Below are 10714 nucleotides of genomic sequence, written 5' to 3'. Positions count from 1 at the left end.
TTAACCTTGCTTACCAACTTCGAATAAGTTATCCAATTGTAGAGGTTTCATTGTTGTGCGAGCATATGTGCTGCTTAACTTTGCCTTCATGCTCCAAACTTTCTTTGGCAGCGCCGGTTTGTTTTACGTACTCAGTAATTTTTGTAATTAAGGCGACGAATGCAGCGCTATCCTTGTCACCGAGATACTCCACAATTCCACGGATTTCTTCTAGGTGGATTTTTCTAAGACTATCGACGGTTTCCTTACCCCGCTCGGAAAGGCTGACAAGAACGACTCGCCTATCATCGGGCGATGGCGTTCTAACCACTAAACCTTGTCCTTCGAGCGAATTAATATAATGGGTCACGGCCGCCAAGGTCACATTTAATTCTTTCGCGGCTTCTGAAGGCTTCACCGGAGCCCCGTTGTTAAGGCTGGCTAGAAGCAACAGAAAGAACTTCTCGGCATTCTTCAAGCCCGAATTATCTCTTACTATTAAGGTTGTACGCCGAAATGTTTTTAATGCGTGTGCAAGTTCGTAGGCGTGTTGCATAGTCTGTTCTTTATTCACTCTTTTACCTTTGAAGATATATCATGCGAAACATTAATATATTATTTACTAAATAAACTATTTAGTCTTTAAATAATATTTTAAGAGATACGGTTCGTCAAGATACAAATCAGCTCAAGAGGCATGAGCTGGCCGCACATATATTGAATCTTTAGACGTTTTTTTTATCTATCGAAGCACGTATGATTACCATACTGACGAAGTATGAAAAGAGTAGAGCATTGAATCCAAGGCTTAAGCTGTTAGTCATGGTCGTGTCCACGACCATGCTTTGTGCCTCTAGCACACAGCATGGTTACCAGCATTTTTCTTTGACGGGCACCTAGCTTTCCGCCCGGCAACAAACAATACAAGCGCTTTGCGTTTCGCAGTTTTGGGTAAAAAATAAGTAACTTTAATCCCGTGAGGTCGCTATATGAAATCTGGCTCACGCCGTCTACTAGTAATCGTAGGTAGTGTAATTGTCGTGGTTGTTGCGCTTCTTGTCACCGCTATGTTTGCGACATCGAACCCACGCTTTTGCAACACATGCCACGAGATGAACAGCGGCTATAATGCCTGGCGAGTTTCCTTTCACAGTAAAGTCGATTGTGAAGCGTGCTATCTTAACCCGCGGCCGGTTAATTTTGTTATCAGTAAGGTACAGGCGCTGAGCGAGGTCTACTATCATTTTACGAACACATACCAGAAACCGATAAACAAGGACAGTCAGCTTAGTAAGACGATGCCGTCATCTGTTTGCACGCCATGCCATAAGCCCCCGGCACGCGTAACGACCAAAACGCTCATCTTTGTGCACCCGCAACACCTTGAGGAGGGCCTCACCTGCGCGTATTGCCACAACAGGATCAGCCACGGGGTATTCAATGGATATCGGACCTGAATCAAGATGTCGGTTTGCATTGATTGCCATAAACGAAGCGAAGATGCTTCCACGAAATGCAATACGTGCCATCCGGCGGATTTCGTGCGAACCCATCCCACACTGCCGCCACCGTAAGGCAGGGGCAAATGCACCCGATGTAAGATAAAGATTAGATGCAACACAGGGAGGCGTACGCCTCCCTGTGTTAATTAAGTCTCTATTGTATTTATGCAAACTATCCGTTTGTAACGCAAATTACGGCAACCGCCCGGCTACTATTGCCGCTAGTTTCTTCTCGGCTTCAAGTGTGGCCTGCTTGTCTTTTAAGGTTGCGCTTACATTAAGCTCGACGTCTCCCTTAAGGACATGAACGCCGGCCGGTTCTTGCTCGAGGTTGCCGAACCAGTAAGCGGAATCCCCGATACCAGGAATATCCTGTGTGGTTTTGGCTTGGGCTTTGCTATCGTTGAACAGCTTTGCGGCCGTATAACCGGTTGCCTTGAGCTGCGCATCCATCCCGGCAGTTTGGACGACCGAGAGCTGCGCAAACTCAACGGACATCTCATTTGCCGATCCGTAGAAGATGATTTTCTGGCCAGAGGATTATCCTCTGCTGCAAAAGTGCGGGCATTATCCCTGGCTTGAACGTGAGGCGAAAGATAAATTCTATGCGATCATCAGGCAAGAGCTATAACTGAATAGCCAGCACATGGTTAAGTATCAAGCGCACAGTTGGTAGCCAATCGGTACAAGAATTCAGACTTATGCTTGAGTACAGCGGAAGCGGCTAGGTGCATCCTTTTATGGGAATATCGGAGGTAGCTGAGTCCGGTGATCGCTGCCGGTAACCTCGGTCAATCAAATTAAACTCACCAGAAAACCAATAGCTACTGTTCCGCCTCGATTCTACTTCCAAACCCAATTAAGGCCCCACGGTCTTTTTGGGTAGTAATAAGTAATAACGCTCGAAAAGCGACCGGCACAGCGCGCTGGTGGAATAGAGGCCGGTGGAAGGAGTGGCACATGGATGATGTGATATTCGGTGGCAGATACCGTGCAACTGAAAAAATTGCTGTTTTTGACGGTAAGGAAACCTACACGGGGGCCGATGAAAGCGGCGCGCCTATTGTACTCAAAACGATAGTGCTCATGCAGACCGATGTCCAGGACCGGCTCTTGAGGGATGCCGCGGTACTAGCAGAGATTTCTCACGCAAACGTGGGTCGCGTGTATGGTTCCGGCAGGGAAGGCGCTGAGTGCTGGGTGGCGCGAGAATACGTCCCGGGAAGTGATTTAAAGACGGTTCTCGTAGACGATGGGCGTCTCGGGCCCGTCACAGCCGCCTCATATGCCGCCCGGGCATGTGACGCCCTCTCCGCTACGCATGCCAGAGATGTTGTGCATGGCGATATTAAACCGCAAAATATCATACGAACGCCTCAGAATCATATCAAAGTGGTTGATTTTGGTTTTGGGGCTATAACATATGACACTATTGCTTCTGGCGGCGCACTGCCAGAAACCGCTGATTATATCAGCCCGGAGCAAGCACAAGGGTACCTTCCATCCCCGGCATCGGATGTCTATTCACTCGGTGTCGTGCTTTATGAACTTACCACCGGCACGGTACCGTTTAGAGGAGATACTGCCAGGGATACTGCCGCTATGCAGGTCGATACTATTCCGGTGAGGCTACGGCAGATCAACGCAGGTATCCCGGCAACGCTGGAAGCCATTATCCTGCGCGCCATGGCGAAGCAGCCAACCGATCGCTACAGGTCGGCCGAGGAAATGCGCCAGGATCTTGACAGGTTTATTGAAGAGCAGGAAATTCCGAGCACGCCACCCAGGCGGCCTATCTGGCCGTGGGTCATTGGGGCAATCGCCCTGGTGCTGCTTATCGCGGGGGCAGCGTATGCAATAATCGGACGTACCGGCACCATACCTAACGTTATCGGCGAAACGCAAACGCAGGCTGAAAGCACAATCAATAACGCCGGGTTCTCCGTTGGCAACATATCGCAGCTTGCAACAACGACGGTTCAGCCGGGAATCGTTTTAAAGCAAACACCCGGAGGGGGTACAAATGCGCGGTTAGGTTCAGCGATCGATCTAACCGTCTCAGAGGGGCCACAACCGGTGGCTGTTCCCGATGTAACCGGGCAAACCGAAACCGATGCGGCAACGAGTTTGCAGGCTGCCGGGTTTACCGTGAAGACGGTTCAAGCCTTCAGTGACACAGTCCCGACCGGCAGCGTCATATCGCAGTCGCCTATAGCGGGGGCATCGGCAAACCCCGGCTCTATGGTAACCATTACGGTATCAGAAGGCCCAACACCGTCGAGCACAACTACCTCGAGCACCACGTCCACAACTATCCTTCAAGTAACGGTGCCGAATGTGGTCGGGCAGAGCCAGGCTGCTGCAACGTCGACGTTGCAGGCTGCGGGATTTATTGTGAGGGTCAACCAAGCCTTTAACGATACGGTTCCGGCAGGAGGAGTTATTACGCAAGCACCGACGGCGGGAAGCTTAGCTAACAGCGGTTCAACCGCCACGATAGTGGTATCGAGGGGCCCGGCCCCGACGAGCACAACATCTAGCACATAGACGCAGCATACATAATGGGCTAAGTACTCTTTTGCAGGGCAAGAGCTAAGGCAAGGATAATCGAGATTGAGCTAGTGAAGACCGCAAGGACGATTTACATATTTACGCAGCTTCTTGAGGAGCTTCCGGGTGTGGGGCCCCCTCTTCCTCAACCATCGCATCTGCAATCCAGCGTGTTCCTGGATAAGCCCCGAGAACCGCTTCTACCGCCAGCGTAAGCGGTACTGAGAATAGACCGCCGAGCATGCCAAACAGGTAAGCCCACACGACAAAGGAGACGATGACCGTAAGAGGTGTGAGGCTTAGCAGTTTAGCCTGGACTTGGTTAAACTCGGCATAAAGAAACAATATGAGCACAACGCCTACTATTATAATGCCAAGAATTAAGAGAAGCACTGAAACAAAGAATGAGAGGCTCTTTCTCTGCGGCCAGCGTAGAACGGCGGCAATAATAATCGCCAAAAACCTGCCAAACTATAGGTGCTAGGACCGGATTTGCAGCTTTAATGCCAGCTCCAACGATTATGATACTAGCAGTCACGATAAATATTCGAGAGACAGGTGAAAATCCTGTATCATTCGCCGATTCTACCGCCCCCGGTCTCGATGCTGGGAAGGCTAAGCAACAACATTCTTGATACCCGGCTCTCTGAAACACGTAACCGGAACGTGATATACATAAAGCCGTGTCTCATCTTGCCATCACCTCAAAGGTGCCTGGCTAATTACCGGTTGCAGCCCTAATCCTGTTGGCTTTTCCGTGCAATTGGGATTGACTATAATTTGCGACAGGGATTGTTACGTGCTGTATAGAACCTTCTAGAGACAGACAGTGCATTGAAGACTGCACGTGGCGTTAACAGTAAAGCTAACCTACAGTTATTAGGATGAAGAGCATGAATGAAGTCTTACAGGTTGAAAACCTAAAGAAGAACTACGGCGCGTTTGAAGCTCTTATGGGCATTAGCTTTGATGTCAAGAAAAATGAAATCTTTGCCTTAATAGGACCGAACGGCGCCGGAAAGACAACGACGCTGCGAATCATCGCCACTATCCTGCACCCCTCGGCCGGCTCTGTAAAGGTAGCGGGTCTAGATATCGTGGACAATGCCGAGCAGGTTCGTGAAGCCATAAGCTACCTGCCCGAAGACGCGGGGGCATACAAAAACCTTACCGGTAGTTACTATCTGCGTTTCATGTCCGAACTCTTTATCGCCGACAAGAAATCCCAGGATGAGGCGATGAAGATGGCGGCCGGTATCACCGGCCTCGGTGATAGGCTAAACAACAAAATCGGTACGTATAGTAAAGGCATGATGCGCAAGCTGCTTTTGGCCAGGGCACTGATGACCAGGCCAAAGCTCGCCATTCTCGACGAACCGACAAGCGGTCTTGATGTAATAAACGCTCTAGAGATTCGTAATACCATCAGGCAATTTACGCAGATGGGAATGTCGGTATTGCTCTCAAGCCATAATATGCTCGAAATAGAGTACCTCTCCGATAGGGTTGCGATCATTGACCGTGGAATCATTCATGACACCGGAACGTCAACAGAACTCAAAGAAAAATATAACGCGAACAACTTAGAGGAAGTCTTCGCCGAGGTTGCCCGATGAGAAAATTTTTAGTGCTTTTAAAAAAAGAGGTTAAAGAGCTTTTAACCCTCCAGACGATAGCTCCGCTGCTCTTTACGGTTCTTCTTTTCATGTTTATGGGCAGCGTCGTCGGCCAAGAAGGAAAGAAGGCGGCAGCCAGACAAAGCGTCTTTGTGCTTGACCAGGATAATTCAGCCACTTCCAAGGCGGCTATTGCTGCGCTTTCGGAATCGAATCTCAACGTGCGTGTTTACAGAAACCAGGACGTCAATTCGGTCATCAAAGAAACGCAAGCTAACCAGGGAACGGTTGTTATCGTGTTCCCGGCAGGGTTCGGCAAAGACGTGGCCGGTGCTAAGTTTTCTCAAATTAAGGTCTATAGTATTGTGGGCAGCCTCTCGTTTGTGCGCTTGGGTGCCGGTACTTCAGCGCAAGCCACGGCCGTAATTAATAACTATATTAGCGACCAGATCATAGCTTCGGCTGCCCCGCGAAGCGATCCGCAGCGGTTTAAGAACCCGGTAAAAGTAATGCCGAGTGTGGTTGTCGGCGATAAAACGGCCGCAATCGGCCTTGAGCAGGTTACCGGCTTCATAATGTCGCAGAGCACCTTCATCCCGGTGATTCTCTTTATCGTTATTATTCTTGCGGCTCAGATGATAGCGGCAGCGGTTGCTTCCGAAAAAGAGAATAAGACGCTTGAGACACTGCTTTCGGCGCCTATAAGCAGGGCGACGCTGGCGTTCGCAAAAATGGTTGCATCCGGCCTGCTGGCTCTTGTTGCTGCCGTGATCTATATGTTTAGCTTTAGGTACTACATGACGGGAATAGCCGGCAGTGTCGGCGCGAACTCCGGGGGTGTGGTGGCAAGCCGTGCTATCGAACAACTGGGGCTTGTTTTAACGCCAACCGGGTATATGCTTCTCGGCGTTTCCCTCTTCTTTAGCATACTCTGTGCTCTGTCGGTAGCCCTTATCCTTGGCGCGCTTGCCGAAAACGTCCGAAGCGCTCAATCTCTGGTAATGCCGCTTATAATAGTCGTCGTTCTGCCCTATGTCTTAGTGCTCTTCATGGATATCAACACAATCTCCCCATGGCTTAGGTACCTGGTTTACGCCATCCCATTTAGTCATACGTTTCTTGCTACACCAAGCCTCTTCTTTGGGAACTATCTAGCTGTTCTATATGGGATTGCTTACGAGGCGGCTTTCTTTGCCGTACTTGTTTACATCGCAAGCCGTATTTTCGCTTCGGATATGATTTTGACGATGAAGCTCTCTTTGAAACGTCGTTAGTAGCTGGTTAAATGCTTAACGTATAAAAATAAAAAGCCCGGCGCGTGCACGGGGCGTTTTCATTACACGATTATCGTGCGCCTCAACCTGCACACAATGCAGTTCCGCGAACGGCTGTTGGATAGCTCGAGCGTGCCATAAACACCGTCTTAATCCCTCTAGATCCTATTTCGAGCCCCTCGTTTGCCACTGGTATCTATATAAGATACGCTCATGTAGTAAGATGCTTACAATAATTAGATTAATATGCGTGATGCTTGGTTATATTAGTAACAACTCAAATCACTGTCGAATTATTACGGAATACAGTCGGAGGATAGTATGAGCTTGCAAGCTGAAACAGGAACGCGCATCAAGCAAGTAGCCCTTATCGAGGCAGGCTCCCCGGGCCTTAACATTTATTCCCACGTTGCCATGGGCCGCGGCGTCACGGTTCTGGCGTCCGTCGTCAATAACGCCGGCTACAGCGTCAAAGCCTTTATCGAAGACGTTAGCGGTAAAGATTCTATTGACTGGGATTATGTAAAAGAAGCCCAGGTTATCGGGTTTTCTTCGATAACCTGCACGCTGCCCCGAACGGCGTTACTTATTGAGAAAGCTCGTCAAGCAAATCCATCGGCCGTGATAGTGCTCGGTGGCCCGGAACCAACCTGTAACCCTGAACGGAGCTTACGGCTCGGCGTAGATTACGTGGTGCGCGGTGAGGGCGAGCAGGTGATTTTGGAGTTTTTAGAGGCGCTGGAGAGCGGTCCGATTTCAGATATTAGAGGAGTAAGCTGGCTGGAAGACGGAGTTGTGCACAATTGCGAGCGAAGCGTCCAGCTTACCAAGGAGGCGGTGAACAAACTCCCGATAACCGACCATTCCCTGGTCCACAAGGCGGAAAAATGCACGGTCGGGTCGGTATGGCGGTCGCGCGGGTGCCCGCAGCGCTGTGACTTTTGTGAAGTTTGGCAGATATGGCCGCGCTATGTTGTGCGGGAAGACGAGCAGGCCGTCCAGGAAGCGATGAACGCCCAGGAAACAGGACGCCCGGTCGTTTTTCTTATAGATGATAATGCGGCCGGCAACAAAACCTCGTTCAAGCAGTTTCTTCGGATGGCGATTGATGCGGGCTTTATGCGGCATCTTGTTGTTCAGCTCAGGGCGGACGTTGTGTTTAATAAGGATGGCAGTGTCGACCGGGAGCTGCTCAAATTACTTAAGAAAGTAGCCGCATCAACGATAGTCTGTGTAGGGGTTGAGTCTGCCGATGACGGAAATCTCGATGATATGCATAAAAATATCGATTCTAAGACGATGGCGCGGGCGCTAAAGATCATGCGCCGCTACGGTTTGATTATCCATGGTATGCTCATTGCATTAGCCAATGATACGCTTGAAACAATACGCAAGAACGGCGATTTTGCGATAAGATACCTGTCGACGCTTCAATACCTGTTTGAAACACCCCTACCGGGAACGATAAAGACGGCGCAGCATGAAGCAGAGGATCGAATTATGTTTACCGATCTTAAAGACCTATCTTATTACGATGGTATGCATATTACATTGCGATCCGACAATACGGATCCGATTGAGATGCAAAACGCAGTTATTCGAGAGTACCGGCGGTTCTACTCAGCAGGCCGGGTAGCAAAAGCGTTTATAACCGGGCTGCTGTTTCGTTTCCGCTTCTTAAACCCCGGGCAGAAACAGTATTTGCGACAGCTGGTATTGGGCAAACGGCTCTACTGGTGGCTGCGCTTCCATCTTGAATATAAATTGGTGCAGTGGAGCCTGCTCGCCGTCGGCAGGAGGCGGGTTCGGGACTTTCTCAAGGACCCTGCTTTTAGTGAGTACCGGATGAGGTTGGGCTCGATGTCATAACAATCAAACTACCAATGCCGATTGTTGAGAACCCGATGAGGAAAAATCGCCCGATAAACGGAAGCAAGATGCCTAAGACGATCGCAGTAGCACCGATCGCGATGTTCTGAATTGGGCTTGCATCAAACCGGCACAGCCGCGACAAGTACATCCCGAACACCTGGGCGGGGATAATGGCTGTAGCCAACATAATTGCGTTTAAAAGAAGGCCGGCTATAGCCGCAAAGGGAAAGCCTACATAAGCACCGGCAGAGCGGAATGCGAACAACAACACGAAATGCGCAACAACACCGGCAAGAATAACGCCGAGCATTCTATCGTCGATGGTAGTGTTCAGACTGTCCAAAAGGCTATTTTTCCCTTTTACCAGCAGCATGGCAATACCAATAAAGATACCGAGCAGAAGCAGTTGTATGATCATAAATGTGGGCGGCCCGCTCACGCCGAAACCTCGCGGGCCAAAGCCTGGCGGCGGTCTATGCCCGTCAAGCGGACCGTTCACACCGGATCGGTGAGGGTCGTTCAGCCGACCGTGGCCACCAAGCGGACCGCCGAAGACGGAGTGCTCGGCCACAACTCGTTTTCCCCCAATCTGAGCGCCTTTCTCTATGTGCAGTTTTCCGCCAATTGCTACAGCATCGTGCCCGATGCACCCGGTCTTTTCGACAAACATATCACCGTGCCGCACGATAACTGAGCCGTTTACCGTTCCGGCGATTCGCGCATCGGCGTTAGCAACTAAAACGTCGCCGTTTACGGTTTTGTTGGCAACAATTGTCAGCGGTTTCCCCCGAGATGTCATCGCAAAGTGATTTCGCGTCAGCAGGGGGCCGACAGCTACAACAACAAGAGCGGCACTTAATAGTAATACAATAACTATCTTACGACTCATTATCTCTCCTTTCGCACCAGCGTATACCGGGCAAACCGCTGGTACATGATCGCATCTATGGCAAAAACAAAGATCGCCAGCATCACAACCGCCAGAATATATACCGCCGGCAGCTCGAGCGTTATGAGATCATAATTTAGCACATCAAGCACCGTTCCAAAAGAGCTATTAAACGCCGATTCCAGCAAAAGCGACATCGTAATCAAAATTGCGATGGCGGCGATATTTCGCAAATATTTCAAATGGGCTACGTGCTGCTCGATCGCTTGCGCTGCAACATGGACCGCAAAGTTAGCCGGTAATGCCGGTTCCACTTCGTTCTCAAGAAATGCGATAACCGAACAAATTTCGTCATAACGTACGCAACAGTCTTTGCATTCCCGCACGTGCAATGCGATTTCGTCATGGGTGGGGCAGTCTAACGCGTTATCCGCTAACATTTGCAGATCGTGTTCTGTTGGGCATTTCATAGCCGTGCCTCCTTACGCAGTTCGAGGGCTTCAATACGTTTTCGTGCCTCAAACAAGCGACTTTTTACCGTCGATACCTTTTCTCCCGTAACGGACGCGATCTGTTCGTATGTCAAGTCGGCTACGTGCCGAAGAATAATAACTTCGCGTTGTTCGGCGGTCAGGTGCTGTAACGCTGTCTGCACTTCGTCGAGCAGTTCAATGCGCTCAAAATCGTCCACGATCGACGGCGCAGATTCATCAAGGGTTTGCCGCTTTGCCCATGAGCTTTTCAGACTGTTGCGCGCTAAGTTCAGTGCAATAGTGGCAAGCCACGGCATGAACGGACGCTCCGGGTCGAAGCTGCCGAGCTTTGCGTATGCCCGTAGGAATGCCTCCTGCGTTACATCGCTCGCGTCGTTTGGATCTTCGAGCAACCGGTATACCATACCGAATACGCGTTTCTCATACCGCCGCACGAGCTCGGCAAAGGCCTCGGCGTTTGTTTCTTTATTATGAATTCGCCGCACGAGCTCGGCATCTGTGTTCCGCAAACCGATCCTCCAACATAAGACTTATCCTC

General features: G+C 50.2%; 11 protein-coding genes. 5 read left to right on the top strand and 6 right to left on the bottom strand.

Annotated features, from left to right (window positions below; translation table 11 throughout):
• Positions 1 to 28: 28 nt before the first annotated feature.
• Entirely contained in the window at positions 29 to 553 is a 525-nt protein-coding gene (locus tag VGK02_07000) for a MarR family transcriptional regulator (protein ID HEY3374793.1), read from the bottom strand.
• A 415-nt stretch (positions 554 to 968) separates the two neighbouring features.
• Here VGK02_07000 and VGK02_06995 point away from each other — a divergent pair, with 415 nt between their 5' ends.
• The gene (locus tag VGK02_06995; GenBank protein ID HEY3374792.1) at positions 969 to 1436 is read left to right on the top strand and encodes a NapC/NirT family cytochrome c; all 468 of its coding nucleotides are present in this window, start codon (positions 969 to 971) and stop codon (positions 1434 to 1436) included.
• 237 nt (positions 1437 to 1673) lie between these two features.
• On the opposite strand, the gene VGK02_06990 is transcribed toward VGK02_06995, so the two are convergent.
• On the bottom strand, positions 1674 to 1979 hold the full coding sequence (locus VGK02_06990; protein HEY3374791.1) for a hypothetical protein: 306 nt from the start codon (positions 1977 to 1979) through the stop codon (positions 1674 to 1676).
• A 462-nt stretch (positions 1980 to 2441) separates the two neighbouring features.
• On the opposite strand from VGK02_06990, the gene VGK02_06985 reads away from it, so the two are divergent.
• Positions 2442 to 4028: a PASTA domain-containing protein gene (locus VGK02_06985; GenBank protein HEY3374790.1), complete on the top strand. Its 1587-nt coding sequence runs from the start codon at positions 2442 to 2444 to the stop codon at positions 4026 to 4028.
• 102 nt (positions 4029 to 4130) lie between these two features.
• Here VGK02_06985 and VGK02_06980 read toward each other — a convergent pair whose 3' ends face one another.
• The gene (locus tag VGK02_06980; GenBank protein HEY3374789.1) at positions 4131 to 4490 is read right to left on the bottom strand and encodes a hypothetical protein; all 360 of its coding nucleotides are present in this window, start codon (positions 4488 to 4490) and stop codon (positions 4131 to 4133) included.
• A gap of 434 nt (positions 4491 to 4924) precedes the next feature.
• Between VGK02_06980 and VGK02_06975 the strand changes: the two genes are divergently transcribed.
• The 3 genes from VGK02_06975 (at position 4925) to VGK02_06965 (ending at position 8790) form a co-directional block, all read left to right on the top strand.
• Positions 4925 to 5647, top strand: coding sequence for an ABC transporter ATP-binding protein (locus VGK02_06975; GenBank protein ID HEY3374788.1), 723 nt, complete (start codon positions 4925 to 4927; stop codon positions 5645 to 5647).
• Entirely contained in the window at positions 5644 to 6921 is a 1278-nt protein-coding gene (locus tag VGK02_06970; GenBank protein HEY3374787.1) for an ABC transporter permease, read from the top strand. Before VGK02_06975 ends, VGK02_06970 begins: the two co-directional genes overlap by 4 nt.
• Positions 6922 to 7242: 321 nt before the next feature.
• Positions 7243 to 8790, top strand: a complete 1548-nt coding sequence (locus VGK02_06965) for a radical SAM protein (protein ID HEY3374786.1) — start codon at positions 7243 to 7245, stop codon at positions 8788 to 8790.
• On the opposite strand, the gene VGK02_06960 is transcribed toward VGK02_06965, so the two are convergent.
• Genes VGK02_06960 through VGK02_06950 form a run of 3 tightly spaced genes read right to left on the bottom strand, consistent with a single transcriptional unit; the run spans position 8753 to position 10685 of the window.
• The gene (locus tag VGK02_06960) at positions 8753 to 9682 is read right to left on the bottom strand and encodes a hypothetical protein (protein HEY3374785.1); all 930 of its coding nucleotides are present in this window, start codon (positions 9680 to 9682) and stop codon (positions 8753 to 8755) included. The two genes, VGK02_06965 and VGK02_06960, sit on opposite strands and share 38 nt — an antisense overlap.
• On the bottom strand, positions 9682 to 10152 hold the full coding sequence (locus tag VGK02_06955; protein ID HEY3374784.1) for a hypothetical protein: 471 nt from the start codon (positions 10150 to 10152) through the stop codon (positions 9682 to 9684). The genes VGK02_06960 and VGK02_06955 overlap by 1 nt, the downstream gene beginning before the upstream one ends.
• Positions 10149 to 10685 (bottom strand): sigma-70 family RNA polymerase sigma factor, encoded by a 537-nt coding sequence (locus VGK02_06950; protein HEY3374783.1) that lies wholly within the window; start codon positions 10683 to 10685, stop codon positions 10149 to 10151. Before VGK02_06950 ends, VGK02_06955 begins: the two co-directional genes overlap by 4 nt.
• Positions 10686 to 10714 lie beyond the last annotated feature (29 nt).

Source organism: Candidatus Aquicultor sp., assembly GCA_036504445.1.
In the GTDB taxonomy this organism is placed as follows: domain Bacteria; phylum Actinomycetota; class Aquicultoria; order Aquicultorales; family Aquicultoraceae; genus DASXVE01.
The sequence above is the reverse complement of the archived record's forward strand: the minus strand, read 5'-3'. Positions and strand labels throughout refer to the sequence as shown.

Coding starts and splice junctions, on each gene's coding strand:
- VGK02_06990 (HEY3374791.1), bottom strand. CDS start 1,979: ATGTCCGTTGAGTTTGCGCAGCTCTCGGTCGTCCAAACTGCCGGGATG.
- VGK02_06965 (HEY3374786.1), top strand. CDS start 7,243: ATGAGCTTGCAAGCTGAAACAGGAACGCGCATCAAGCAAGTAGCCCTT.
- VGK02_06985 (HEY3374790.1), top strand. CDS start 2,442: ATGGATGATGTGATATTCGGTGGCAGATACCGTGCAACTGAAAAAATT.
- VGK02_06970 (HEY3374787.1), top strand. CDS start 5,644: ATGAGAAAATTTTTAGTGCTTTTAAAAAAAGAGGTTAAAGAGCTTTTA.
- VGK02_06995 (HEY3374792.1), top strand. CDS start 969: ATGAAATCTGGCTCACGCCGTCTACTAGTAATCGTAGGTAGTGTAATT.
- VGK02_06955 (HEY3374784.1), bottom strand. CDS start 10,152: ATGAAATGCCCAACAGAACACGATCTGCAAATGTTAGCGGATAACGCG.
- VGK02_06975 (HEY3374788.1), top strand. CDS start 4,925: ATGAATGAAGTCTTACAGGTTGAAAACCTAAAGAAGAACTACGGCGCG.
- VGK02_06960 (HEY3374785.1), bottom strand. CDS start 9,682: ATGAGTCGTAAGATAGTTATTGTATTACTATTAAGTGCCGCTCTTGTT.